Genomic DNA, 25,334 nt, shown 5'->3' on the forward strand with positions numbered 1-25,334 from the left:
CCTATTAATGACCATATTATGGATGAATCTTTTCCTGGTATTCCTTTTTTCCTTTTTCTCCAGGTATGCCGCCTCAACAGGAACGATGACAATGACGAGTCGGGTTACAATCAGACCGAATAAGCTGATAGCTATTGGTGCGCTATTATCCCTTGTACTTGTATCGGGTCTTCGCTCTAATATCGGTGATACTTACTTCTATAAGCATGCATATGAAGTAAGTCAGTTTACCTGGGACTATATCTTAAGCCAAAAGGATATTGGTTTTGGCATCCTTCAAATGGTACTAAAAAATTATGTCTCTGAAGATCCTCAAGTGCTATTATTTACAGCAGCATTATTGACTAATACTCTGATTTTTATCGTATTATACAACTATTCAAGAATGCTCGAGCTCAGCTTATATGTGTATATAGCAGGGGGATTATTTCTTATATCAATGAATGGGATCAGACAGCTCCTTGCGGCGGCAATCATATTCACCGCCACAAAATATTTAATAGATGGTAACTGGATTAAATATTTTGCCATTGTCATCACCGCTTCCTTCTTTCATCAAAGCGCACTCATATTACTTCCTATTTATTTCTTAGTTCGGTCAAAGGCATGGTCCAAATCAACGGTTGTACTCATCATTTTCGCTCTCATCATTGTAGTGGGGTTTGACCAGTTTACCTCTTTCTTGTTTTCAGCCATTGAGGACACCCAATACGGGCACTACAAAGACTTTGCGGAAGGTGGAGCGAACATCGTGAGAGTAGTCGTTGAGATGGTTCCAATTGTCATTGCCTATCTTGGGAGGGATAAGCTAAGAGAAATCTTCCCTGAAAGTGATGTGATTGTTAATATGGCTCTCCTGGGATTGGTGTTTATGTTGATTTCTACTCAGAATTGGATCTTTGCCAGGTTCTCCATCTATTTTAGTTTATACCAGCTGATCCTAATATCATGGATCGTTAAATTGTTTGAAAAAAAGGATCGAAAAATCATTTATCTTGGCATTGTCAGTTGTTATTTTCTGTATTTTTTCTATGAAAATATTATAAGTTTAAACATTTTTTACAAGAGTGACTATATTAATTGGTAAGAACGGAGGATGAATATGGCTATATTGATTACTGGTGGCGCAGGTTATATCGGAAGCCACACATGCATTGAACTACTAAATGCAGGTTATGACCTTATCGTGGTAGACAATTTTTCAAACAGTAAACCTGAAGCACTTAAGAGAGTTTCAGAGATCACGAGAAAATACTTTCGTACTTATTGTCTGGATTTACAAAATCGGGAAGGTCTGGAAAAGGTATTTGCAGATAACGAGATTGAGGCGGTGATTCATTTTGCCGGCTCCAAGGCGGTTGGGGAGTCGGTTCATTTTCCACTTAAATATTATGAAAATAATATGAACAGCACCATCACTCTTTGTAAAGTCATGAAAAAGTTCAATGTAAATAAACTCGTATTCAGTTCATCAGCCACTGTATATGGTGCGACGAATACGGTACCGATTACAGAAGAGACTCCTTTAAAGGCGACAAATCCATACGGTCGTACAAAGCAGATGATTGAAGAGTTATTGCAGGACCTTTATAATTCTGACCGTGAATGGAGCATTGCCCTGCTTCGTTATTTCAACCCTGTGGGGGCTCATGAAAGTGGCCGGATTGGTGAGGATCCTAATGGAATCCCCAATAACCTCATGCCATATATTTCTCAAGTGGCAATTGGGAAATTGAAAAAACTTCAAGTGTTCGGAGACGATTACCCAACAGTAGACGGCACCGGGGTAAGAGATTATATTCATGTGGTCGACCTGGCCCTTGGTCATGTCAAAGCTTTGGAAAGACTGCTTACTACTAGCGGAATCGATGCATATAATTTAGGTACCGGAAGAGGATACAGTGTGCTTGAAGTCTTATCAGCATATGAAAGAGCAACTGGGAAAACCATTCCATATACGGTAGTGGAAAAGCGGCCGGGAGATGTGGCCGTTTGTTATGCTGATACATCAAAAGCGAAAGAGAAACTAAACTGGGAAGCGGTTAAAGGGATTGATGAGATCTGTAAGGATTCCTGGAGATGGCAACAACATAATCCGTTTGGTTACGAGAAACAATCCAAATTGTTAGTGAAGAACTAGGTACAGGTGCTACACATAGCAGCTGCTTTTTTTATGTTCAATGTAAGGAGAAGAAATATGAATATAACTGAAAATCTAACTGTCGAAGATCTTCAGGAGCTTTTAAAAACAATGTATCAAAAGGGAATTCAATCAGAAGAAGTGAATACAAGTGAATTTCTAGACGAAATAAAGGAAAGCATCATCTCCCTCTGTACTACAAATGAGATCGATAACTGATCATCAAGGAAGTGATTTCAAATGATCAAACGAATAATGGATATTAGTATTTCATCGATTTTACTTTTGATTTTGGTTCCGTTAATGGTTCCGATCATGTTATGTATCAAGATTAAAATGGGATCACCTCTATTGTTTTGTCAGCAAAGGCCAGGGTTACACGGAAAACCATTCATCCTATATAAATTCAGAACCATGTTAAATGGTGATGGTATAGCGGATGAACTGAGATTGACTCCCCTTGGAAGATTTCTTAGAAAGTATAGTTTTGATGAATTTCCCCAGTTAATCAATGTGCTGAAGGGTGACATGAGTTTAGTGGGTCCAAGGCCATTGTTAATGGAGTATCTGCCACTTTATTCTAAAGAACAATACATTCGGCATTTCGCGAAGCCCGGAATAACCGGATGGGCTCAGGTGAACGGGAGGAATGCAATCTCATGGGAAGAAAAATTCTTATTGGATATTTGGTACGTCAAGAATCAAAGTTTCCTTCTCGATATGAAAATCCTTGCCAAAACCCTCATCAAAGTGATCAAAAAAGAGGGAATCACTGGTCAGAATCATGTCACGATGGAAAAGTTCAAAGGGTCGAAAGAAGTGGTCTGATATGAAGGTCGTAATGATCGGAAATGGTGGTCATAGTAAAGTCGTTCAGGAGATGGTAATAAGACAGGGGTGCAGTGTTCATGGCATATTAGATGACAAATATGAAAGTGAGCAAAACATTGACGGTATTGTTTATGCTCCATTGACTTCCATTCATAAAATACTGGATGAAGAGATGAAAGTGGTCGTAGCGATTGGCGAAAATATGGTTAGAAAGCATGTGGTAAGTAAGTTAAAGCTTCCTAGTGAGCGGTATTTAACCGTCATTGATCCTACTGCAGTAGTAAGCAATTCGGCAGAAGTTGGATATGGAACAGTTGTTATGCCAAAAGCTGTGATCAATGCAGATGCCCAAATCCATGATCACTGTATCATCAACACCGGAGCTGTCATTGAACATGATAACTCAGTAGGGGATTACTCACATATTTCCCCTCAAGCAACATTAACAGGGAACGTAACGATCGACGAAGGTGTACATATAGGGGCTGGTGTTACAATCATTCCTGGTGTGAAAATAGGGGAATGGTCGATCATTGGAGCCGGAGCGACAGTCATTCGATCTTTCCCTGCCCATAGTAAGGCAGTGGGGACACCAGCCAGGATCATCAATAGGAGCCTTGGAGTAGTGAAAGATATCATGTAGAGAAAAGGTGGTTGTTAGATGAAGAAGCCGAGAATCTACCTTTCCCCCCCTCATATGAGTGGAAGGGAACAAGAATATATTAAAGAAGCCTTCCGGACCAATTGGATTGCCCCATTAGGACCGAATGTGGATGCATTTGAACAAGAGTTAGCCTCATACGTAGGAGCCAGTGAAGCGGTGGCCGTTAATTCGGGAACAGCCGCCATCCACTTGGCTCTTTCTTTATTGGGAGTTACCCGGGGAGATACCGTTTTCTGTTCAACACTGACCTTTGTGGCGAGCGCCAATCCCATACTATATCAAGGAGCAGATCCGGTTTTTATAGACTCGGACTATGATTCCTGGAATATGTCACCCCAGGCGCTTCAACGGGCATTAAAAGACGCTGCCCTTCAAGGAAAGCTTCCAAAAGCCATCATCATTGTGAATTTATACGGTCAAAGTGCGAAAATGGATGAACTTCTTACTCTTTGTGACCACTATCAGGTCCCAGTTATAGAAGATGCAGCCGAGTCACTGGGCTCTACTTATAAGGGAAAACCGAGCGGGACATTTGGTCATTTTGGAGTCTACTCATTTAACGGAAATAAAATTATTACCACATCTGGAGGAGGCATGCTCGTTTCGAACGATGTTGAGTCCCTGCAAAAAGCACGGTTCCTAGCTACCCAGGCAAGAGACCCGGCGCCATATTATCAGCATAGCCAGGTAGGTCACAATTACCGATTAAGTAATATCTTAGCTGGTGTTGGGAGAGCTCAATTAGAAGTAATCGATGAAAGGGTAAAAGCCAGAAGGCTCATTTTTGAACGTTACCTGCAATCCCTATCCCATATCCCGGGTATCTCATTCATGCCAGAATTGGATAATAGTATGACAAATAGGTGGCTTACAACCTTTACCATTGATGAGATAGAAACAGGAATAACATCATCCGAGTTAATTGAAGCAATGGCAAAAGAGAATATTGAAGCACGTCCAGTATGGAAACCTCTCCATATGCAGCCGTTATTTAAGGAGGCAACTTACTTCTCTCATAGTGAAGATGAAGATGTCGCACAGCAACTGTTTTCCAGAGGTGTTTGTCTTCCATCAGGGTCAATCATGACGGAAGAAGAACAAATGAGAACTGTTGAGTGTGTAGTGAATACGATTGAGGGTGTGTACGCAAGGCAGGATATAATATGATGTCAAAAAATATGAGGTAATGATGAATGATAGGTTCAAATATAAGTACGATTCGAAAACGCAGAGGACTCACTTTATCCGAACTTGCAGATCGGGCAAATGTTTCTAAATCCTATCTGAGTAATTTAGAGAGGAACTTAAATAAGAATCCCTCGATTCAAGTCATAGAGAAAATCTCGACTGTATTGGACGTGGAATTAATGACCCTTCTTCAATTCAATGCACCTGAAGAAAATAGGGAACTCCTTGAGAGCGAGTGGCTGGACTTTATCAATGAATTGAAGGATTCAGGGATTGAGAAAGAGCAATTACAACAATATAAAGCAGTGATTGAATTTATAAAGTGGCAGAATCATAAGGTAGAAGAGAAATAATATGTTGGGAGGAGGAGAATGCTCTGGTGAGAAATAACATACCTAATACGATACACTATTGCTGGTTTGGAGGAAAGGAAAAGCCGGACATAGTAAAAAGATGTTTGGATAGTTGGGGAAAACACTTACAAGATTACGAAATAATTGAGTGGAATGAAAATAATTTTAACATTGATCAAAATGCATATGTAAAACAAGCTTATGACTTTGGGAAATATGCATTTGTCAGTGACTATGTAAGAGTGTATGCGCTGTACCACTTCGGGGGGATATATTTAGATACAGATGTAGAAGTTTTTAAATCATTCAACGATCTATTACACCATGAATCTTTCTGGGGATTCGAGCAAGGAAACTTTATTGCAACCAGCACAATTGGAGCAGCAAAAGAGAACACTTTCATCAAATCGTTTTTAGATTCATATGAATCAAGAACATTTATTAAAGATGACGGAAGTCTGGATGAGTTGACTAATGTGGCAACCGTTACAAGCATTTTAAATGACATGGGACTGAAGTGTAATGGGAAATATCAAGAGATTAAAGATATAGGAGCATTTTATCCTCAAACTTTTTTTTCTCCCTACGATTACATTAATTTTAGAACCTTTAAAAATGAAAATACGTATGCTATACATCACTTTTATAAAAGTTGGTTACCGTTTAGGGCTAGAATTAAAAACAGTGTTAAGAAATCAATTTGTAAAATTATTGGCGGAGATAGTGTTGAAAAACTAAGAAAGCTAACGTCTAACTAATTAGGTGGATAAAAATAGATGAAAAATATACTGATTGCCTCCTTTGATATGGAGGTGGGTGGAGTTGAAAGAAGTTTAGTTAGTATGTTAAATAATTTTGACTATAAAAATTACAAAGTTGATTTAATGCTATATAGTCATACTGGTGACTTTATGGAACTTCTGCCTGCAGGACCAACTCTGCTACCAGAGAATAACATATACAAAACGTTTCGAATGCCTGTTTCAGCGGTGTTGAAGAAGGGAAACTGGGCCATTGGTGTAACAAGGATGCTTGCGAGATATAAGGCAAATCTCCAAAAAAACGCTGAAACAGGATATAAGCAAATGCAATACATGTGGAAGTATGCCCTCCCTTTCTTACCAAAGATGGAGAAAGAGTATGATATTGCCATCAGTTATTTATGGCCGCATTTTTTTGTAGCGGAAAAAGTAAAAGCTAAGACTAAGATAGCATGGATTCATACGGACTATTCAACTGTAGAGATAGATGTGAAATTAGACCTGGAATTATGGAGTGAATTTGATTATATTGTGGCTGTATCTGAAGAATGTAAAAGAGCTTTCTTATTAACTCATCCTTCACTTCATAAGAAAGTATTAGTTATTGAAAACATAACATCTCCAGAATTTGTTAGGGATTTATCGAATGAATTAGTTGAAGATTTTATAACCCAAGATAGAAGGTTTAAATTGCTTTCAGTAGGGAGATTATCGTACGCAAAAGGTATTGATATCGCTGTAAAAGCATTGGAAATACTTAAAAACAAGGGCTATAACAATATTTCTTGGTATGTTGTTGGTTATGGTGGAGAGGAAAATAACATTAGAGAATTAATTCGAGAGAACAAATTAGAGGACTCATTTATCTTATTAGGAAAAAAAATAAATCCTTACCCGTATATGAAAATAGCAGATATTTACGTTCAACCTTCTCGTTATGAAGGTAAAGCTGTTACAGTCAGTGAGGCTCAGATAATTGGAAAACCTGTTCTAATAACAAATTATATGACCGCAAACAGTCAGGTGCATAATGGAGTTGATGGTTCAATTTGTGATTTAACTCCTGAAGGCTTAGCTGATGGTATTGAAAAGTTGTATAAAAATAAAGAGGAAAGAAGTAAGTTAGAAAGAAATTGCTCGAATACTATATTCGATAACAGGTTAGAGTTGGAAAAATTATACAAAATTATATAGTGAACTGAAAGGAGAGTGAAAAATGAAAGTTTTAACAATAACCTGTCACGATGTTTATAATCATGGAGCTTCATTACAAGCATACAGTTTAATGAAGTATTTACAAAAATGTGGTCATGATGTAAAAATTATAGATTATAAACCTGATTATTTAAGTAATCATTATAATTTGTTAAGTATTGACAACCAAAATTGGGAAAAGAATATGTTGACAAAATTATTATATTTGTTACTCAAATTCCCTTTGAGGTTACGAGAATTACAAAGAAAAAAGGCATTTGATCGTTTTAAATCTAGATACCTACATTTAACTAATTTTCGGTATAAATCAAATAGTGAATTAAGAGAAAAACTACCAGAAGCCGATGCGTTTATTTGTGGAAGTGATCAAATATGGAATAGTTTACACCAAAACGGAAGAGATCCTGCATTTTATTTAGATTTTGTTCCAAATGATAAAATAAAGGCATCATATGCAGCAAGTTTTGCAATAAATGAAATTGATGATAAATATAAAGAATTTGTTAAAGAGAAGATAGTAAGCTTGGATAGAATAGGGGTCAGAGAAAAGAGCGGAATTGAAATATTAAAAAGATTAAATATAAAAAATGGAGTGAACGTAGTAGACCCGACACTATTGTTACCAAAAGAAGAATGGAATAACCTCGCTCAAAAAAAATATAAAGAAGATTATATTCTAGTATATGATTTTGACAATAGTAGCCTTATAAGGGATTTGGCAATGGAAATAGCTGAAAAAAAAGGGTGCAAAATATATACGGTGAATACAGGGAAAGTTGATTATGCCAACAAATATTTTAAATTCGTAGGACCTGATACTTTTCTCTCTCTGGTTAGAGACTCAAAATTCATTATTTCTAATTCATTTCACGCAGCCGTATTTTCAGTGATCTTCGAAAAGAACTTTATTATTGTAAATAGAAAAGAGGCAATTAATACAAGAATGAAGGACTTTCTTGAGGATTTAAATCTCGAAGATAGATTAGTAATTGATAGTAACAGTTTTAAGTATTTGCTTAATGATATTAACTACGATGAAAGAAAAAAGATATTAGATAAAAAAGTTAATATCTCAAAGAAATATTTAGAAGAAGCTTTATCAATAAACAAAAGGTTGAAAAAGGTCCAATGAAGTTGAAAATTTTGTTTGTTATAGATTCTTTAAATAGCGGTGGAGCAGAGAAAAGTCTGATATCCTTACTTTCATTATTTGATTACGATAAGTATGATGTAGACTTGCTAATGTTTTCACGTAAGGGGTTATATCTTTCATTATTACCTAAAGAAGTAAATGTTTTAAAGGCACCAGAAACTTTAGGAAAACACCAACGAATAAATTTAAAACATTTGTATCTTAAATTAGGCAATTCTTTGTCATTAAGAAATCCCTTTTATAAGAAATTTTTGCATTCTTCACAAATTAATTGGAAATGGAAATCACAAGGTATAAAACAATTAGATGAAAAATATGATATTGCAATAGCTTATAGTCAAGGATTTCCAACATACTTTGTAGCAGAAAAAGTAGAATCAACGAAAAAATACTGTTGGATAAATACTGATTATAAAAAAGCCTCCTATAATAAAAAATTTGATACACAATTTTATTATCAATATAATAATATTGTAGCTGTATCTGAAAGTAATAAAGAAATTTTCATCAAAGAGATGCCTTTAGCCAAAGATAAGACATTAGTAATATATGATATTATATCTCCAAAATTAGTAAGAACCATGTCAAAACAACCAGTCGCTTATCGAGATAACTATAAAGGCTTGAAGATACTTACAATAGGTAGATTAGTTGACGTTAAAGGATATGATCTTGCAATCAAAGCATGTTATCAATTGAAGAAGGAAGGACTAAATTTTAAGTGGTATTCAATTGGTGAAGGTGAATTAAAACCTAAACTAGAAAAACTAGTGAAGGATTATGGTTTAGAAGATACTTTTATTTTTCTTGGACCTCATCAAAACCCTTATAATTATTTGAAGATGTGTGATATATATGTTCAACCATCTAGATTTGAAGGCTTTGGAATGGCTATTGCAGAAGCAAAGATATTACATAAACCAATTATCTCCACTAACTTCCCTGTAGTTTATAATCAGATTGAAGATGGGAAAAACGGCATAATTGTTAGTATGAATCCAAAAGAAATTTCTCAGGGAATCAAAAAGATAATAACGAATAAGGAACTGAATGAAAAAATTATATATAACTTAAAACATGAATCTATGGGAACTGAAAATGAAATATATAAGCTGTATAGCTTAATAGAAAGTTAATATAAATAATTTGTGGAGGGATTTATGAAGAAGAAATTATTATTTATGGTGATCAACATGAATCTCGGAGGAACTGAAAAAGCTTTACTAAATATGATAGCCGAAATCCCAAGAGGGAAATTCGAGATTACGATTCTTATGTTAGAAAAGTATGGTGAATTACTACAGTCAATTCCATGCGATGTTAATGTGAAATATATTAAAGACTATCATAAAATCAAGGACCTCATTAATACACCGCTGCACTTGTTATCACTTCAATACTTGAAGGATGGGAAATATTTTAATTCACTAATAATAACCGTAGTATATGCTTGGACCCGTGTTAGAAAAAATAAAGGCTTACTTTATAAATATGTTTTAAAAAATTTTCCAATGTTAAATGAAGAATATGATATTGCTATAGCTTATGCAGGTCCTATGGACTTCATAAGCTATTTTGTTATAAAGAAAATTAAAGCTAAAAAAAGAATTCAGTGGATTCATTTTGATATTAACAAGATAAACTTTAATAAGACCTTTGCAACAAAGTTTTATAACAAATTTGATCAGATATTTGTAGTCTCTAAAGAGGGAAAAGATAAGTTAGTAAATGTCATTCCAAAACTACGAAGAAAAATTGATTGTTTTTTAAACATATTATCTCAAGATTTAGTTAGAGACCTTTCGAACAAAGATGAAGGATTTAATGATGCGTTTCAGGGAGTTAGAATACTTACGGTAGGGAGACTTAGTAAAGAAAAAGGACAAGATTTGATAGTGCCAGTTTTATCCCGATTAAAAGCAAATGGCGCTAATGTGAGATGGTACTGTGTTGGGGAAGGTAAAGAAAAAAAGAAATACGAAAAACTTGCGCATGAATTTAAAGTAGAACATGATTTTATTTTATTGGGATCAAAGTTAAACCCTTACCCTTTTATGAAAGAATGTAATATTTATGTTCAACCTTCTCGACATGAGGGGTATTGCATTACATTAGCTGAAGCAAGATGTTTTAATAAGCCAATAATTACTACAAATTTCACTGGGGCAAGCGAGCAAATTAAATATAAAGAAACTGGCTTAATTGTAGAGTTTGATGAAATGCAAATGTTTCATGCAATTAAATCAATAATAGATAATACTGAACTTGCTGACGTTATTAGTTCGAATCTTAAAAAGGAAACAATAAATACTAAGAAAGAGTTAAATAAACTTTATTCCATAGCAAATAAAATATAACAATGCTCCAGGTGTTGAAATGAGGGGAAATGATGAAGAAGATATTAATCATGGCAACTAATATGAATGTAGGCGGAGTGGAGAAATCACTATTATCATTATTATCAGAAGTTCCTAAAGGTAAATATGATATCACACTTTATTTGTTAGAAAAAAAAGGAGGGTTTTTAGATTTTATTCCGAGTTGGATAAGAGTTATTGAGGTAGATTGGTATAAAAAAATTAAGCCGATTATTATGCAATCTCCCCACCAAATTGTAAAAAATTATTATTTAAATAATGAAATTAAAAGAATTCCAGGTTTTATTAGCACATATTTCATTTCAAAAAAAACTGATAATAGGTACTTCTATTATAAACACGTTTTTAACCAGATCCCCTTTAATGCGGATGAGTTCGATATAGCTATTTCTTATCAAGGACCAACTGATATTATAGATTATTATATTGTGAAAAAAGTAAAGGCCAAAAAAAAAATAGCCTGGATTCATTTTGATGTAGCTAAACATAATATCAACCAAAAGTTATATGAAAAATTACATTGTAATTTTAATAAGATTTATGTTGTTTCAGAAGAAGCAAGGAAAAATTTATTAGAAAAGTTCCCCAATAATAAAGAAAAATCAGAGGTTTTTTTGAATATTATTTCTAGTAATTATATTTCTGAAATGGCTAAAGAAAGAATAAATTTTGATAAGAATTATAAAGGATTGAAAATTGTTACTGTTGGTCGACTTTCATTGGAAAAAGGCCAAGATCTTGCGATTAAAGTATTACAAAAGCTAAAAGAAGAGGGGTATAAAGTGAAATGGTACTGTATAGGAGAAGGGAGGGATAGAGGTCTATTTGAAGGTATGATAGACAAATATGATCTGAAGAATGATTTTATATTATTAGGTGCTAAAGCAAACCCATACCCATATATTGCGGCTGCAGACATTTATGTTCAAACTTCCAGACATGAAGGGTATTGTCTTTCACTTGCTGAAGCAAGGTCTTTAAACAGACCGATAGTTACTACTCAGTTTACAGGTGTAAGTGAACAAATAATAAATAAATATAATGGTCTAATTTCGACTTTTAATGAAGAGGAAATGTATATGAAAATAAAATCACTATTAGATAATAATGAGAAGAGAAATTTTCTCTCTAAAAATTTAGAAGGTGACAATTTGGATACAATCTCTGAAATAAATAAATTATTCAATTATATTGATTAGAAAGAAGGAGATAAAGTGTGCCCTGAGATTAGTATTATCGTTCCAGTGTATAACGTTGAACCCTATATTAATAAGTGTATAGATTCTATTTTAGCTCAAACATTTACTGATTTTGAGCTTATTTTAGTTAATGACGGGTCACCAGATAACTGTGGAAGAATTTGTGATGAATATGCAAATAAAGATAGTAGGATCAAGGTAATTCATAAAGAAAACGGCGGACTGTCTGAAGCGAGGAATGTAGGATTAGATACAGCGAGGGGTAATTATATTGGCTTTGTTGACAGTGATGATTGGATTGAGCCTGACATGTATGAGCTACTTCATAGTATATCTGAGAACAATAAATGTGATATAGCGAGTTGTACAAGTATAATCCACTATAATGATAAAGTTGTAAAAAACGGTTTACATCCATTAACGATTTATAACAAAGAAGAGGCTCTTAAAACAATGCTTATCGGAAAATTATATGATGAAGTTGTATGGACTAAATTAATTAAGAGAGATTTAATAAGGGATATTCGATTTCCAGTTGGATTAATTTATGAAGATACTGCGTTTACCTATAAACTTATACACAAGGCAGAAAAAGTTTGTTGTATTGGTCAAGCAAAATATCATTACATTAAAAGAGAGAACAGTACTATGGATCAAGCTATAAAAGATATAAGAGTTGATGGTGTCATTATTTACGATGAGATGTATAAATTTATTGATAAAAATTACAAAGGAATGAGTCAGCTAGTTACTTTAAAATTGGCAAATAATGCAATGGTCTTGCTAAATTTAATGTCAATTAAAAAAGATTTTAAGAAGAATTATAAAAAGCAATATGACTTAGTTGTCTCTATATTAAATAAATATTATAAAGAAACTATTCGACTTAGAGAATATCCCTTAACTGTAAAGTTACTGCTCTCAGCAGCTAAGGTTCACCCTAGTTCTTATAAGCTAATAATTAATATAATTTCAAGGAGAAAAGCTGTATGAAGAAAGTTATATCATATTTCTACTCGAAATTTATTAGAATCAAGGAAAAGTTAGTGATTGTATATAATAAGTTGGGGTCAAAGATAATGACGCCTCCAATTGTTCTATCACTAGATTTAACTATTGAAAAATTATTACATGCTCAAAACTCTATTAGTAGGTACGGTGATGGTGAGTTTGCAATTATGAATGGGAAAGATTTACTGTTCCAGCCTTTTTCAAAGGAGTTACATGACAGGCTACATGAGGTTATTAAAAGTAGTAATGAGAATCATCTTGTTTGTATTCCAAATATCTTTAATAATCTAAATTGGTGTACTGATAGAGCACGAAGATATTGGATTAGGTACCTAAACTTGAATCAAATTAAAATTTATAAATTATTGAATAGGAACAAATTGTACTGTGATTCTTTAGTTACCAGGTTGTATATTGACCATAAAGATAAAAGTAAAGCTGAAGAAAGGTTCAATAAGATTAAAAAAATATGGACTAACAGAAATGTTGTAATTGTAGAAGGAAAAGAAAGTAGGCTTGGTATTGGAAACGATTTATTTAATAATACTTTATCAATAAAGAGAATTATCTGCCCAGCCCAAGATGCTTTTTCTGAATATCATGAAATATTAAACTCTATAAAAAGACAAGATAGTACAGATTTAATTTTAATTGCACTTGGACCAACTGCTACAATTTTATCATATGACTTATATCTAAATGGTTATCAAGCATTAGACATTGGGCATATTGATATTGAATATGAATGGTTTTTACAGAAAGTTACTGATAAGGTTCCTGTGAAGAATAAGTACATTGGGGAAGTACCTGGGGGTTCTACAGTGGAAGAACTAGAAGACCAACAGTATAGGAGTCAAATAATTGACATGGTGATCTAATTTTATAAAAAAGGAATTTAAAATTATGAGAACTGAGCATTCTTTAAAAAATATTTCTATAAGTCTTGTTTCCCAACTAGTAATGGTTATTTTGGGATTTATTTCTAGAAAAGTTTTTTTAGATAGTCTTGGAATTGAATATTTGGGTTTAAATGGTTTATTAACAAATGTTATTTCTATGATGGCATTGGTTGAAGGAGGTATTGGATTAAGTATTGTATATAATTTATACAAACCATTAGCTGAAAATGATCAAAGAACTGTTATTGCTTTAGTTCAATTGTACAAAAAAGCTTATGGCATTTTAGCTATAATTATATTAATTGTAAGTATAGTACTATTCCCTTTCTTAGATAACATTATGAAGAACGGTGACTCTATTTCAAATCTTGCAATAATATACTTTATATTTATTTGTAAAAATATGGTTTCGTATTTAAATGCACATAAATGGTCATTAATCAATGCCGATCAAAGAGGATATGTTTTGGCTAAACTAAATCTTTTGTTTCAAGTTTTAACAACTATTTCAAAGATAATTATCTTAATAATGACTAAGGATTTTATTCTTTACTTACTATTGGAATTATCAATCTATATAATTCAGATGATAGTTAATGGTAAAATCGTTGAAAAGAGATACCCTTATATTAAAACAAAAATTAAATACTCATTAGATAAAGAAACTAAGACAAATATTGTTAGTAATGTGAAAGCCTTATTCCTCCACAACATAGGAGGTTTTTTTGTTTTTGGTACAGATAATATTCTGATTTCATCATTAATAGGTGTAACAACAGTTGGTCTTTATTCTAACTATACGATGATAACACAACAGTTATCCTCTTTGGTGAGCCCAGTTTTAGGTGGGATTGGTGCAAGTGTAGGGAATTTAATTGCTACGGAAAACAGCAGTAAAAGTTACTTAATTTTCAAAGTTTCTTTTTTAATGAACTTCTGGATATACTCTGTTGTTGTTATTACATTATTTAACGTACTAGAGCCCTTTATTAATTGGTGGTTAGGGGAAGGCTATTTACTAAATAAAGTTGCTTTTATTGTAATTTTAATAAATGTTTATATAACTGGGATGAGAACCGCAATTGCTACTTTTAAAAACACTGCAGGGTTATTTGTTCAAGATAAGTATATACCATTGATAGAAGGATTAATAAATTTGGTTGCTTCATTCATCTTAGTGAAATATTTGGGTTTAGCAGGAATTTTTATTGGAACTACATTAAGTACTTTATTAACTTTGTTTTGGACTCATCCTGTCATTGTCTATAAGAATGTTTTTAAAAGATCTCCTAAAGAGTATTTTTTAAATTATTGTTTGTATTCTTTTTTAACCCTTCTTATGTGTATTTCAACCAATATTTTATGTAGCTTTTTAAGTAGTAGTTATAGTCTGATGAATCTATTTTTAAAATTGATAATATGCTTAATGATACCAAATTTAGTTTATTTATTATTATTTTATCGTACCACCGAATTTAAGTATCTTTATAGTATGTTGAAAAACATACTCGGAAGAAGACAGAATAGAAAAAAATTCAATAAAGAAGTTTTGAAGATGTAATTTGTACCTTAGTCTTAAATACTGTACTTATTATAAGGAGTTCAAAATGAAAAAAAGACTAATCGACCTTGATCTCTTAAAAGGATTCGGCATCATAATGGTAGTTGCAGTCCACTCCAACATGCCGCAGCCGATCACTGCCTTCCTACAATCGTTTGGAATGCCCTTATTTTTCATGCTAGCGGGCTACACATTCAACTCAAAGAAATATAAGGGGAACTTTTATCTACTTGTGAAAAAACGCTCTGTAAGTTTGTTGGTACCGTATGTAATGGGGTGTTTCCTTTCGTATTCATATTGGATCGTAACGAAGTTCACAGGAGATTTTAAAGAAAGCTTTCTCTGGTATAAGCCATTAGTGGGAATGCTTGAGGGGAACATTGAGGGGCTACTCAATTACCCTTTGTGGTTTTTGGTTTGCTTATATGGGGCTTTATTAATGTATGCCGCCAGCCAGAAGTATTTGCAAAGGTTCGTATTAGCTCAGCAGTTTGCTATTTACGCGGTTATTGGGTGGATTGGGGCGGTGATTGGAAGCGTGGTCCACCTTCCATGGGGACTGGATATTTCAATGGTATCACTACTATTCATCTTTATAGGGGATCGCCTAAGACAGGGATCGCGATTTCCTGGGGGCATTGGGTTGAGCTTGGTCCTGTGTTCAGCTTTTCTTATCAATGAGCCTGTCAGTATGGGGCTAAGAGAGTATGGAAACCTCTTACTGTTTTATATTAGCGGAGTTTCGGGTAGTCTGCTTAGTCTGGAAATTATAAAGGGAATAACTGGAATACACCACTGGTTTAGAGCCATTAGTCATATTGGAAGAGAGTCTGCGTATATTTTGATCCTGCATGCAGGAATTTCATTTCCCCTGGTGAGTTACATCAATCATTTTATATTACCAGGAGTAGCTTTTCCTTGGTTTGTCTATTTAGTTGGAGGTATAGTCATACCCCTTTATATCCGTTACATATTTAAGAAATCATACCGGATCATCCAGCAGCTAAGAATCAATAAATCGTTAATGAATAGAGAAAAAAGGATAGCCTAATTTATTTTGACAGAATCATAAATACATCTTGCGTTCTCTATAAAACTGTAGTATTGTTCTTTATATAGTACATATTAGGTATTTATAACCAGTTTGGGGGATGAGTACATTTTGACCCTTTTCCTAAAGAGAATAATTTTAGCATTAATCATTTTAGGCTACATGATACTCATCTGGTACCAATCAAGTCACTTTAATCCTGAAATTATCTATTACACCGGTCTCACTCTTGATCCACGTATTATATTATTTGCTGGCCTAATATTGGAATCACTCCATTTAATTGAATTCGGCATTTTATATGTACTCATTGTTCTTTTTCAGCTGTCTTTTGGTAACCTTAACCGACGCAAAGAGATTAGTGCAATCATCCTTTCTTTTTTATATTCACTTACTGATGAGATACATCAGTTTTATGTTCCATTCCGCACCTCCTCAATAGGTGATCTCATTAAGAATGTAATTGGCATCCTTCTGATGTGGATGCTGGTTCGATATTTACACAAACGAAAAAGCAGAGTATTACAAGGGGATTTTCTTCAAAAACAATAAAATACACCCTTGTTGTTCTTTATTAAGAATTATATAAAAGGATATGAGGTGTCAATTATGAGTGCGATTGCTGGGATATATCATCAAAACCATGAACCCGTATCTAGGGAGCATATACACGCAATGATGGGTTCATTGGAACAGTTCCCAGCAGATGACGTGAGAGTTTACAAGAAAGATCATATCTTTCTGGGCTGTCACGCTCAGTGGATCACTCCTGAATCCATCGGTGAAGTTCTCCCTTTCTATGACAATGAAAGAAAATTAGCGATAACCGCTGATGCCATTATAGATAACAGAAAAGACTTGTTTAATACCTTAGGAGTTAGGCAGTCTTTTAGAAAAGAAATGTCAGACAGTGAATTGATCCTTCTCGCATATGAAAAATGGGAAGAGGATTGTCCAAAGTACTTGGTGGGTGATTTTGCATTTGTTGTTTGGGATGAAAGGAAAAGAAAATTATTTGCTGCAAGAGATTTTTCAGGAGCTAGAACTCTTTATTACTATTTCGACCAGCAATGTTTTGCTTTTTGTACAGTAATGGCTCCGTTACTATCTCTTCCATTTATTAAGAGAGATATGGATGAGGAATGGCTGGCAGAATTTCTTTTTATACAGGATATGATTGATGTAGTGGACGTCTCCAAAACCATCCATAAAAACATTAAGCAAATCCCCCCTGCATATAGCCTTACAATTGAGGGGGGAAGAGTAAATTTAGAAAGGTATTGTAGAGTAGTTGGTAAAGGAAAATTAAAATTGAAGGATACCAGTGAATACGTAGAAGCGTTCAAAGAAGTATTTCAAGAGTCAATCAATTCGAAATTACGCACGTTTCGTAAAGTGGGTTCACACTTAAGTGGCGGTATAGATTCAGGTTCAGTTGCTAGCTTCGCAGCAGCTTCATTAAAGAATGAAAATAAAAAATTATATACATATAGCTATGTACCAGAGGATAACTTTGTTGATTGGACACCAAAATACAGGGTGGCAAATGAGACCCCTCAAATTAGCGAAACGATTAATCACATAGGTAATGTAGAGAGTGAATTTTTAAGCTTCAAAGGGAGAAATTCTTTAAAAGAAATTGATGATTGGCTTGATGTAATGGAAATGCCTTATAAATTCTTTGAGAACTCATTCTGGGTAAAAGGCATTTTAGAAGAAGGGCAAGAACAGGGTATTGGGGTAATGTTGAATGGAGCTAGAGGGAATTTAGGTGTGTCATGGGGGCCAGCTTTGGATTATTATGCAATTCTACTTAAAAAGTTTAAATGGGTTCACCTTAACAGAGAGGTCAACCAATATAGTACAAACGTGGGTGTTTTGGATAAGAAGAGGATATACTCCTTAATTAGTAAAAAGGCTTTTCCAATCATGAAAAAGGTCCTGGATTCCAGTCAACCCTACAATTTTCCAGATGTAATTAATAATGATTTTGTAACACGTCATAAAGTAAAAGAGAAGCTAGATAGTCTTGGGTATGAATTAAATAGTACAAAGAATATATATGAGTTAAGAAAAGAGCACTTTGAACAAAATTATGTATGGAATACCACCGGTACTTCAAATTCAAAGTTGTCTCTAAGGTATTCCATTTGGAATCGTGATCCAACGAATGACATGAGGGTCATTAAATACTGTCTTTCTGTTCCAGAGGAGCAGTACGTTCAAAATGGAATGGATCGTTCTCTTATAAGGAATGCAACAGAGGGGTTTTTACCTGATCAAGTAAGATTGAATCAGCAAAAAAGAGGTATACAAGGGGCAGATTGGCTTTACCGGCTGATTCCGGATTGGGGGAGATTTAATAATGATATGGATAGTTTGGTTAAAGACCCTTTAATGTATGAATATTTTAATGTTGAAAAAATTAAATCAATATTATCTAAGTATCGTAGTGAACCTTTACCAGAACAAGCATTTAATCCTGAATTAAGAATTTTAATGAGAAGCTTAATTGTATACCGATTTATAAAAAAACAATTTTAAAGGAGGTGATAATATGAAAAAGAATTGGGAAGAGCCGAAATTAGAAGTGCTAAATATTAACATGACAATGCAAGGACCTGGGATTAGAGATGTAGATTTTACTTATAAAGATGAAGATGAAATTGGTTTTCTTCATAAGAGTTAATTACTAAGCTAGTTAATATTGATGAGCTTGTTGCCCTTATCCATTTAGATTAAGTGAATAAGGGCTTTATATTACCCTTACAATTGAACTGAGGTGAGACAGCAAGTGAAACAGTTAAAATATAATGCTTTTGGACTAAATGTAGTGAGTGATATCCCGTTCCCTGAACTCGCTAAAATTAAATTTTCAAATCAATGCGATGTTCTTATCCAGAAAAGTAACATAACAAATATACCGACAAAATTAAATTCGATGCAGAGTAATAGTATTATTGAAAAAAATAATATTAGTTTTAACATACCAGGAGTAGCGGAATTTTGTATACAGAATGGCACAAGAATTACATATTCACCAATAAAAAATGTTGATGAAAATCAACTTCGACTTTATATTCTTGGAACCTGTATGGGTGCTTTATTAATTCAAAGAAAGACTCTTCCCCTGCATGGAAGTGTAATAGCCATGAATGGTAATGCTTACGCCATCATTGGGGACTCTGGTGCGGGGAAATCTACACTAGCTTCATCTTTAATAAATAGAGGATATCAAATTCTCACAGATGATGTAATTGCTTTATCAATAGACTCAAATGGAGCTCCTTACGTTTATCCAGCCTATCCACAACAAAAACTTTGGGACCAGAGTTTGAAAGCATTTGGGGTGGATTTCACTAATCTCCTTCCTCTTTTTGAACGAGAAGCAAAGTTTGCAGTACCAGTTAATAGCCATTTTCTGAATACTCCATTGCCCCTAGCAGGTGTATTCGAGTTGGTTAAAAGTGATGGGGAAGAAGTGAAAATTCATTCGCTTGAAAACTTAGAACGTTTACAAATTTTGTATTATCATACTTACCGGAATTTCATTGTTAAAAGATTAGGGCTGATGGAATGGCATTTAAATTACACAGCAAGATTCGCTAAAGACATACAAATGTACAGATTAATCAGACCTACATCAAGATTCACAGCAAATGAATTAGCTACATTGATTGAAGAAACAGTGCTTAAGGAGGAGCTTGTTCATGATTAATAGTCAGACGATTTCTGTAGAAAGTATCGTTGGTCAAGTAGAAGGAAATATCGTAAGCGATATGGGTGGAGAGAAGGTTATGCTTAGTATTTCCAATGGGAAGTATTATAACTTAGGTGAGATAGGTGGCGTCATTTGGGATGCTATTCAGCAGCCGTTATCATTCAGTGAACTAATTGATAACCTTCTAAATGAATACCAGGTAGATAGAGAGACCTGCGAGCAACAAGTATTAACGTTTTTGGAAATGTTACTTGAAGAAGAGATCATCTTGATTCGTTCATAAAATGTCAAATTACATTAGGTGAGTATATGAGACGTATTAGACTGTTTTTATCAATGGATTTAACTACGAAACTCCTCCTAGGTGAAGCTTTTATTGAATTGGGGGTGGCAAGGGTGATGAAGTTGGTCCCTTTTTCAAAGCTTTCCCCCCATCTTGGATGCCATATGGAAGAAACATCTTTTATTAATGGAGTGAATGATCAAAAAGCATTAAAGAATATCTCGAATGCTGTAAACATTGTGAGCCGGTATACTTTTTGGGAAAGTCAGTGTTTAGTAAAGGCAATCGCAGCGATGAGAATGCTTAAGAGAAGAAAAATAGGAAGTACTCTTTATTTGGGCACGGGCAGAGATGAGAAGGGTTTACTTATTGCCCATGCATGGTTAAGAAGCGGTTCCTTCTATTTGACTGGAGCTGAGGGCATGGAGAATTTTACGGTGGTTGGCAAGTTTGCAAAACACTGCAAATTAACAAATGAAGGTGAATCTATTGATAAAAGATACCAGTCTTAATTTCAACAACATACCAAATGAATTAATAACATTACTCGAGATTATTGAGATGGATAAGGGTACAGAATCTTTCAGTTTCCCGCAAGCATTTAATTGGGAACGGTTTGTGGAACTAGCTAAACACCACCGGCTTTACCCTCAATTATTTTCTAAGATAAAAGAGCTGAATATATCTATTCCGACTGCCGTTAATAAAAGCTTACTCCGACTATATCAACGTAATACTTTTCACATGCTTCATTTAACTGGAGAAATGAATAGAGTCAGTCAATTGTTCTATCACAATCAAGTGAAGACGATTTTTTTAAAAGGGCCAATTCTAGGAAAAGAACTTTATGGAGATATCTCGATTAGAACCTCCGGAGATATAGATGTCCTGGTTCCTCTGGAGAGTATCGAGACTGTTGACCGTCTTCTGTATGAAGAGGGTTACGTGAAAGATGACTATTTCTCAACGATTTTAGATGATTGGAAATGGAGGCATCATCATGTTACCTATTTTCATCCCATAAAACAAATAAAACTGGAGATTCATTGGAGATTAAGCCCCGGTCCTGGAGTAGAACCGAGCTTTATGGATCTGTGGAACCGAAAAAGGCATAGCACTATCTCAAATGTGCCTATTTATATGTTGGGAAAAGAAGATTTATTTATGTTTCTTATTTCACACGGGGCAAGGCATGGATGGTCCAGGCTTCGGTGGCTGGCTGATATTCATCAACTAGTTCTACAAGGTCAAAATTGGAAGTGTTTATATTCTATTCTGGAAAAATATGAAATGGTTCATCTGACGGGACAGGCGCTTCTTCTCAGCTCAAACCTGTTTAATACTCCACTTAATCAAGAGATGGAGGGCTGTGCCAGGAAACAAGAAGCAGTGAGGTTGGCCAAAAGAACGATTTTTTACTTCGAGCGGTTGGTGAATCTGCATACTGAGCCCCTACCATTAGAAGTATCCAGCTATCACAAGAGTTATTTATTCTCTCTGAAGTCGCTAAAACAAAAGGTCATATTTATTTTAAGCTTCTTACATCCATATCCTGAAGATGCTGAAACCTTGCCATTACCCAAATCGCTTCACTATTTGTATTTTCCACTGAGACCGGCCTTATGGTTCTGGAGGAAAGCGAAGAAGCAAGCAGTTTTATAGGAGTGAAACCAATGAAAGCTCTTTTGTATTTTACAAAGCAATTATTTTCTTTTTCCAGGTATGTTTTGATTTTAAATTTAATTGGCATGGTTTTTGTCAGTTTACTAGAAGGGATTGGAATATTATTACTTATACCAATGCTGAGTATTAGTGGGATTCTTCAGGTTGATACAGCAGACATACCTTTTTTACATTACTTATTTTTTTTGGAATCCATTTCTCCTATCGCAGGATTAAGTGTAATCCTTGGAACATACATTTTATTAGTAGCCGGGCAGGCATTATTTCAGAGAAGGATCGCCAGAAAAAATATGATGATTCAAGTAGATTTTATCAATCATTTACGTATGGAGACGTATAAAGGTTTATTGCAGGCAAACTGGGGATTTTTCATGAAGAAGAGAAAGTCTGACTTGGTGAATTCTTTAACAACGGAGCTTGGAAGAGTTAGCGGAGGGACAAATATGTTTCTCCAACTTATAACTTCAGCTGTATTCACAATCATTCAGATTGGCGTGGCCTTTTGGCTTTCTCCTTCAATGACCTTATTCGTTCTAGCCGCAGGAATCATACTGGCATTTTTCTCACGTTCGTTCATCATGAAATCAAGAAAAATAGGAGATCAAACCACAGAAATCGCTAAAAATTACTTAGCGGGAATAACCGATCATTTTAACGGTATCAAAGATATAAAAAGCAATTCTTTGGAAGAGCCCCGTCATGAATGGCTCAGAGAATGGTGTGACACGATAAAAAAAGAACAAGAAGCAAAATTAATAGTTCGAACGAATTCTCAGCTGGTATACAAAGTGACATCTGCAATTTTGATTGCTGTTTTTCTTTTTGTTTCCGTTAGCCTGTTTAAAAGTCAGTCGCAACAGTTATTAATCATTATTTTAATTTTTTCCAGGTTGTGGCCGCGTTTTACTGGAATACAATCTAACTTAGAGCAAATTGCTTCTACAATTCCAGCGTTTCATTCCATTATTCAGCTTCAATACGAATGTAATCTTGCCCATGAACTTAGTTTGCAAGGTAGCAATACGGAAAGAAAGCCTTTAAGATTTAACCATAGAATTGATTGTAAGAATGTGTCTTTTAAATATGAAAATACTTATTCTTTAAAAGATATCAACATTTCCATACCATCCAATCAAATGACCGCAATAGTAGGCCCATCCGGAGCAGGTAAAAGCACATTAATTGATATTTTGATGGGACTAAACCGCCCAGAAAAAGGAGAAGTCCTGATAGACGGGATACCACTTACAGCCAAAAACCTCCTGTCACTAAGAAAATCAATCAGCTATGTTCCACAAGATCCATTCCTATTCAATGCAAGCATACGGGAAAACCTCATGATGATTGAACCAACCGCAAGTGACCAGGATATTTGGGAATCCCTCGAATTTTCATCAGCCGCAGAATTCGTAAAAAACTTACCAGAAGGACTAGATACACTGATAGGCGATCGAGGAATCCGTATATCCGGGGGCGAAAGGCAAAGAATAGTACTTGCCAGGGCGATATTAAGGAAACCGTCCATTCTCGTTTTAGACGAGGCGACTAGTGCACTGGACAGTGAAAACGAATCAAAAATCCAAAAGGCAATCGAACAGTTAAAAGGCAAAATGACGATCATTGTTATTGCCCACCGTCTATCAACAATCAGGAAAGCAGATCAAGTGATTGTATTGGATAAAGGGCGGGTCGTTCAATCCGGGCCGTTTACTCAACTGGCTAAGGAAAAAAAGAGTATGTTCAGAAACCTCCTTGAGAAACAAACAGGAACTTCTTTATAAACATAAAATTTGTCGAAATGTTGTTCTTCAAAAAGAACAGCGAATGTATTAAAATATTTAATAAGAGAGATATTGATCATGACTTTGTGATTTAATAAAAGATAATTATTTTTTTGAACTAGTTGTTCGTTATATAAAACGAAAGGTGGAATAATATCATGAAAAAATTGACCTACAAAGCACCAGAAGTATTAAATCATAAACCTATTACTTTTGAAACCTCACAAAGCTGGAATAAAGGGCGTGGCCCTGTCTCAGGAGATGATGGAAACAGTAATGGAGGTAATTATCCTCATGATCCATATAAGCCTAAGAAGCCTCATAAGAATAAATAGTTAATTGTATCTTTATTAGTTTTTAATTTTATTATTAAGGAGTTTATTATGGAAGGCTTCCATTTAATTATTGGAGAACATCTCTTACAAATAACAGGAAAGAAAAGCGAGTTTTTTAGTGAATTCAAGAGGGACTATAAACCTTTTATCTACAGAGGTTACAAGCAGTCAGACTTATTAATAAACATAGAAAAGGGTTACGGTTCCTCATTTATCAATCATCATGTGACGATTAACCAAAAAGCTGACAAAATCTATTATCAAAGAGCGGACTATTTAATAGAGACGAGTCATGATTTTAAAAGTGCAAACATCTATGTTCAAGACAAACTAGCACTCAAACATGCCCTAATGAATTTATATAGTGCTTTTATACTTCATCATAATTGGGGCATCTTAATCCATTCCTCCTGTGTGATCGAAAATGGAAAGGCGCATATTTTCTCCGGTAACTCAGGAGCAGGTAAATCGACTGCAGCAAAGCTGTCTTTACCGAGAGATCTCTTATCAGATGAAGCGACAATTTTGAAGGTTACTGAAGGTGCTATGGAAGTCTTCAACTCTCCTTTTCGAAGTGAATTGGAGTCTGCAGACAATCAGAAACCATGTCCTTTAAGGAGTATTCAATTATTAACCCAATCATTAACCAATAAGAGAGTACATCTGAAGAAATCTGTGGCTCTTGTTGAGTTAACAGATAAGGTTTTCTTTTGGTGTCATAAACCTGAAGAGAGCAGCAGGATTTTTCATTTATTAACGGCGTTAGTGAAAGAAGTTCCAGCTTATGAACTTCATTTTCAAAAGAACAATACATTTTGGGAGTTGATTTCCTGATGACAAATTATATCCGTAAGGGTGAATACGAGGTTTTTGAACTGGATGATGAATGGATGATTTTAAATTCTGCTGATTTTACGGTCACTGTCTTGAACGAGGTAGGGGGGTTTTGTTGGTCCTTGCTTGACTCAAAATGTTCTGTGCAAGAAATGATCCATGCTATTCAGAATCAATATGATATAAAGGAAATGCCTATTGAAGAAGATGTAATATCGTTTTTATCGTGTTTGCTTCAATGCGGACTTGTTGAAAAACATGCAGGCTAATTCGATTTCGTCCACGCTGATAAA

28 protein-coding genes are annotated in these 25,334 nt (G+C 34.5%); all 28 read left to right on the plus strand.

What is annotated here, in order from left to right; translation table 11 throughout:
- The first annotated feature begins 7 nt into the window (after positions 1–7).
- The 28 genes from DET59_RS13460 (at position 8) to DET59_RS13585 (ending at position 25,310) form a co-directional block, all read left to right on the plus strand.
- Complete coding sequence (locus DET59_RS13460) at positions 8–1,087, plus strand: EpsG family protein (RefSeq protein ID WP_113970172.1); 1,080 nt, start codon at positions 8–10, stop codon at positions 1,085–1,087.
- A 15-nt stretch (positions 1,088–1,102) separates the two neighbouring features.
- Positions 1,103–2,140 carry a UDP-glucose 4-epimerase GalE gene (gene galE / locus DET59_RS13465; RefSeq protein ID WP_113970173.1) on the plus strand — a complete coding sequence of 346 codons (1,038 nt, stop codon included), beginning with the start codon at positions 1,103–1,105 and terminating at the stop codon, positions 2,138–2,140.
- Positions 2,141–2,197: 57 nt separating this feature from the next.
- Positions 2,198–2,359, plus strand: a complete 162-nt coding sequence (locus tag DET59_RS21690; protein WP_181778156.1) for a YwzD family small protein — start codon at positions 2,198–2,200, stop codon at positions 2,357–2,359.
- A 24-nt stretch (positions 2,360–2,383) separates the two neighbouring features.
- Positions 2,384–2,968, plus strand: coding sequence for a sugar transferase (locus DET59_RS13470; RefSeq protein ID WP_309472479.1), 585 nt, complete (start codon positions 2,384–2,386; stop codon positions 2,966–2,968).
- Between the two features lies 1 nt (position 2,969).
- Positions 2,970–3,614, plus strand: a complete 645-nt coding sequence (locus DET59_RS13475; protein WP_113970175.1) for an acetyltransferase — start codon at positions 2,970–2,972, stop codon at positions 3,612–3,614.
- Positions 3,615–3,632: 18 nt separating this feature from the next.
- On the plus strand, positions 3,633–4,802 hold the full coding sequence (locus tag DET59_RS13480) for an aminotransferase class I/II-fold pyridoxal phosphate-dependent enzyme (RefSeq protein WP_113970176.1): 1,170 nt from the start codon (positions 3,633–3,635) through the stop codon (positions 4,800–4,802).
- 26 nt (positions 4,803–4,828) lie between these two features.
- Complete coding sequence (locus DET59_RS13485; protein ID WP_113970177.1) at positions 4,829–5,176, plus strand: helix-turn-helix domain-containing protein; 348 nt, start codon at positions 4,829–4,831, stop codon at positions 5,174–5,176.
- A gap of 26 nt (positions 5,177–5,202) precedes the next feature.
- Positions 5,203–5,934 carry a glycosyltransferase family 32 protein gene (locus DET59_RS13490; protein ID WP_258549670.1) on the plus strand — a complete coding sequence of 244 codons (732 nt, stop codon included), beginning with the start codon at positions 5,203–5,205 and terminating at the stop codon, positions 5,932–5,934.
- 18 nt (positions 5,935–5,952) lie between these two features.
- Positions 5,953–7,131: a glycosyltransferase gene (locus tag DET59_RS13495; protein WP_113970179.1), complete on the plus strand. Its 1,179-nt coding sequence runs from the start codon at positions 5,953–5,955 to the stop codon at positions 7,129–7,131.
- A gap of 22 nt (positions 7,132–7,153) precedes the next feature.
- Positions 7,154–8,284, plus strand: a complete 1,131-nt coding sequence (locus DET59_RS13500; protein ID WP_113970180.1) for a polysaccharide pyruvyl transferase family protein — start codon at positions 7,154–7,156, stop codon at positions 8,282–8,284.
- Positions 8,281–9,441: a glycosyltransferase gene (locus DET59_RS13505; RefSeq protein WP_113970181.1), complete on the plus strand. Its 1,161-nt coding sequence runs from the start codon at positions 8,281–8,283 to the stop codon at positions 9,439–9,441. The genes DET59_RS13500 and DET59_RS13505 overlap by 4 nt, the downstream gene beginning before the upstream one ends.
- Positions 9,442–9,465: 24 nt before the next feature.
- Positions 9,466–10,662 carry a glycosyltransferase gene (locus DET59_RS13510; RefSeq protein ID WP_113970182.1) on the plus strand — a complete coding sequence of 399 codons (1,197 nt, stop codon included), beginning with the start codon at positions 9,466–9,468 and terminating at the stop codon, positions 10,660–10,662.
- Between the two features lie 32 nt (positions 10,663–10,694).
- On the plus strand, positions 10,695–11,882 hold the full coding sequence (locus tag DET59_RS13515; RefSeq protein ID WP_113970183.1) for a glycosyltransferase: 1,188 nt from the start codon (positions 10,695–10,697) through the stop codon (positions 11,880–11,882).
- A 15-nt stretch (positions 11,883–11,897) separates the two neighbouring features.
- Entirely contained in the window at positions 11,898–12,875 is a 978-nt protein-coding gene (locus DET59_RS13520; RefSeq protein ID WP_113970184.1) for a glycosyltransferase, read from the plus strand.
- The gene (locus tag DET59_RS13525; protein ID WP_113970185.1) at positions 12,872–13,771 is read left to right on the plus strand and encodes an SP_1767 family glycosyltransferase; all 900 of its coding nucleotides are present in this window, start codon (positions 12,872–12,874) and stop codon (positions 13,769–13,771) included. Before DET59_RS13520 ends, DET59_RS13525 begins: the two co-directional genes overlap by 4 nt.
- Before the next feature lie 25 nt (positions 13,772–13,796).
- Complete coding sequence (locus tag DET59_RS13530) at positions 13,797–15,353, plus strand: lipopolysaccharide biosynthesis protein (protein WP_113970186.1); 1,557 nt, start codon at positions 13,797–13,799, stop codon at positions 15,351–15,353.
- Between the two features lie 46 nt (positions 15,354–15,399).
- Positions 15,400–16,404 carry an acyltransferase family protein gene (locus tag DET59_RS13535; RefSeq protein ID WP_113970187.1) on the plus strand — a complete coding sequence of 335 codons (1,005 nt, stop codon included), beginning with the start codon at positions 15,400–15,402 and terminating at the stop codon, positions 16,402–16,404.
- A 162-nt stretch (positions 16,405–16,566) separates the two neighbouring features.
- Positions 16,567–16,956 carry a VanZ family protein gene (locus DET59_RS22325; RefSeq protein WP_142675590.1) on the plus strand — a complete coding sequence of 130 codons (390 nt, stop codon included), beginning with the start codon at positions 16,567–16,569 and terminating at the stop codon, positions 16,954–16,956.
- Between the two features lie 57 nt (positions 16,957–17,013).
- Positions 17,014–18,948 carry an asparagine synthase-related protein gene (locus DET59_RS13545; RefSeq protein WP_113970189.1) on the plus strand — a complete coding sequence of 645 codons (1,935 nt, stop codon included), beginning with the start codon at positions 17,014–17,016 and terminating at the stop codon, positions 18,946–18,948.
- 13 nt (positions 18,949–18,961) lie between these two features.
- Complete coding sequence (locus tag DET59_RS13550) at positions 18,962–19,093, plus strand: paeninodin family lasso peptide (RefSeq protein WP_113970190.1); 132 nt, start codon at positions 18,962–18,964, stop codon at positions 19,091–19,093.
- Positions 19,094–19,198: 105 nt separating this feature from the next.
- Positions 19,199–20,122 carry an aldolase gene (locus DET59_RS13555; protein WP_397540945.1) on the plus strand — a complete coding sequence of 308 codons (924 nt, stop codon included), beginning with the start codon at positions 19,199–19,201 and terminating at the stop codon, positions 20,120–20,122.
- Positions 20,115–20,408, plus strand: coding sequence for a lasso peptide biosynthesis PqqD family chaperone (locus DET59_RS13560; protein ID WP_113970192.1), 294 nt, complete (start codon positions 20,115–20,117; stop codon positions 20,406–20,408). Before DET59_RS13555 ends, DET59_RS13560 begins: the two co-directional genes overlap by 8 nt.
- Before the next feature lie 26 nt (positions 20,409–20,434).
- Positions 20,435–20,920 (plus strand): lasso peptide biosynthesis B2 protein, encoded by a 486-nt coding sequence (locus DET59_RS13565; protein ID WP_113970193.1) that lies wholly within the window; start codon positions 20,435–20,437, stop codon positions 20,918–20,920.
- Positions 20,898–22,070, plus strand: coding sequence for a nucleotidyltransferase domain-containing protein (locus DET59_RS13570; RefSeq protein WP_397540946.1), 1,173 nt, complete (start codon positions 20,898–20,900; stop codon positions 22,068–22,070). The genes DET59_RS13565 and DET59_RS13570 overlap by 23 nt, the downstream gene beginning before the upstream one ends.
- Positions 22,071–22,081: 11 nt before the next feature.
- Entirely contained in the window at positions 22,082–23,872 is a 1,791-nt protein-coding gene (locus tag DET59_RS13575) for an ABC transporter ATP-binding protein (protein ID WP_113970195.1), read from the plus strand.
- Between the two features lie 158 nt (positions 23,873–24,030).
- Positions 24,031–24,207, plus strand: coding sequence for a hypothetical protein (locus DET59_RS21695; RefSeq protein WP_181778157.1), 177 nt, complete (start codon positions 24,031–24,033; stop codon positions 24,205–24,207).
- Between the two features lie 48 nt (positions 24,208–24,255).
- Positions 24,256–25,041, plus strand: a complete 786-nt coding sequence (locus DET59_RS13580) for a hypothetical protein (protein WP_181778158.1) — start codon at positions 24,256–24,258, stop codon at positions 25,039–25,041.
- Positions 25,041–25,310, plus strand: a complete 270-nt coding sequence (locus DET59_RS13585; RefSeq protein WP_113970197.1) for a PqqD family protein — start codon at positions 25,041–25,043, stop codon at positions 25,308–25,310. The genes DET59_RS13580 and DET59_RS13585 overlap by 1 nt, the downstream gene beginning before the upstream one ends.
- Positions 25,311–25,334 lie beyond the last annotated feature (24 nt).

It is taken from the genome of Rossellomorea aquimaris, from assembly GCF_003315075.1.
Taxonomy (GTDB): domain Bacteria; phylum Bacillota; class Bacilli; order Bacillales; family Bacillaceae_B; genus Rossellomorea; species Rossellomorea aquimaris_C.

Coding starts and splice junctions, on each gene's coding strand:
- DET59_RS13525 (WP_113970185.1), top strand. CDS start 12,872: ATGAAGAAAGTTATATCATATTTCTACTCGAAATTTATTAGAATCAAG.
- DET59_RS13535 (WP_113970187.1), top strand. CDS start 15,400: ATGAAAAAAAGACTAATCGACCTTGATCTCTTAAAAGGATTCGGCATC.
- DET59_RS13495 (WP_113970179.1), top strand. CDS start 5,953: ATGAAAAATATACTGATTGCCTCCTTTGATATGGAGGTGGGTGGAGTT.
- DET59_RS13585 (WP_113970197.1), top strand. CDS start 25,041: ATGACAAATTATATCCGTAAGGGTGAATACGAGGTTTTTGAACTGGAT.
- DET59_RS13550 (WP_113970190.1), top strand. CDS start 18,962: ATGAAAAAGAATTGGGAAGAGCCGAAATTAGAAGTGCTAAATATTAAC.
- DET59_RS13505 (WP_113970181.1), top strand. CDS start 8,281: ATGAAGTTGAAAATTTTGTTTGTTATAGATTCTTTAAATAGCGGTGGA.
- DET59_RS13560 (WP_113970192.1), top strand. CDS start 20,115: ATGATTAATAGTCAGACGATTTCTGTAGAAAGTATCGTTGGTCAAGTA.
- DET59_RS13575 (WP_113970195.1), top strand. CDS start 22,082: ATGAAAGCTCTTTTGTATTTTACAAAGCAATTATTTTCTTTTTCCAGG.
- galE (WP_113970173.1), top strand. CDS start 1,103: ATGGCTATATTGATTACTGGTGGCGCAGGTTATATCGGAAGCCACACA.
- DET59_RS13515 (WP_113970183.1), top strand. CDS start 10,695: ATGAAGAAGATATTAATCATGGCAACTAATATGAATGTAGGCGGAGTG.
- DET59_RS13510 (WP_113970182.1), top strand. CDS start 9,466: ATGAAGAAGAAATTATTATTTATGGTGATCAACATGAATCTCGGAGGA.
- DET59_RS13545 (WP_113970189.1), top strand. CDS start 17,014: ATGAGTGCGATTGCTGGGATATATCATCAAAACCATGAACCCGTATCT.
- DET59_RS21690 (WP_181778156.1), top strand. CDS start 2,198: ATGAATATAACTGAAAATCTAACTGTCGAAGATCTTCAGGAGCTTTTA.
- DET59_RS13480 (WP_113970176.1), top strand. CDS start 3,633: ATGAAGAAGCCGAGAATCTACCTTTCCCCCCCTCATATGAGTGGAAGG.
- DET59_RS13460 (WP_113970172.1), top strand. CDS start 8: ATGACCATATTATGGATGAATCTTTTCCTGGTATTCCTTTTTTCCTTT.
- DET59_RS13580 (WP_181778158.1), top strand. CDS start 24,256: ATGGAAGGCTTCCATTTAATTATTGGAGAACATCTCTTACAAATAACA.
- DET59_RS13530 (WP_113970186.1), top strand. CDS start 13,797: ATGAGAACTGAGCATTCTTTAAAAAATATTTCTATAAGTCTTGTTTCC.
- DET59_RS21695 (WP_181778157.1), top strand. CDS start 24,031: ATGAAAAAATTGACCTACAAAGCACCAGAAGTATTAAATCATAAACCT.
- DET59_RS13500 (WP_113970180.1), top strand. CDS start 7,154: ATGAAAGTTTTAACAATAACCTGTCACGATGTTTATAATCATGGAGCT.
- DET59_RS13475 (WP_113970175.1), top strand. CDS start 2,970: ATGAAGGTCGTAATGATCGGAAATGGTGGTCATAGTAAAGTCGTTCAG.
- DET59_RS22325 (WP_142675590.1), top strand. CDS start 16,567: ATGATACTCATCTGGTACCAATCAAGTCACTTTAATCCTGAAATTATC.
- DET59_RS13565 (WP_113970193.1), top strand. CDS start 20,435: ATGAGACGTATTAGACTGTTTTTATCAATGGATTTAACTACGAAACTC.
- DET59_RS13485 (WP_113970177.1), top strand. CDS start 4,829: ATGATAGGTTCAAATATAAGTACGATTCGAAAACGCAGAGGACTCACT.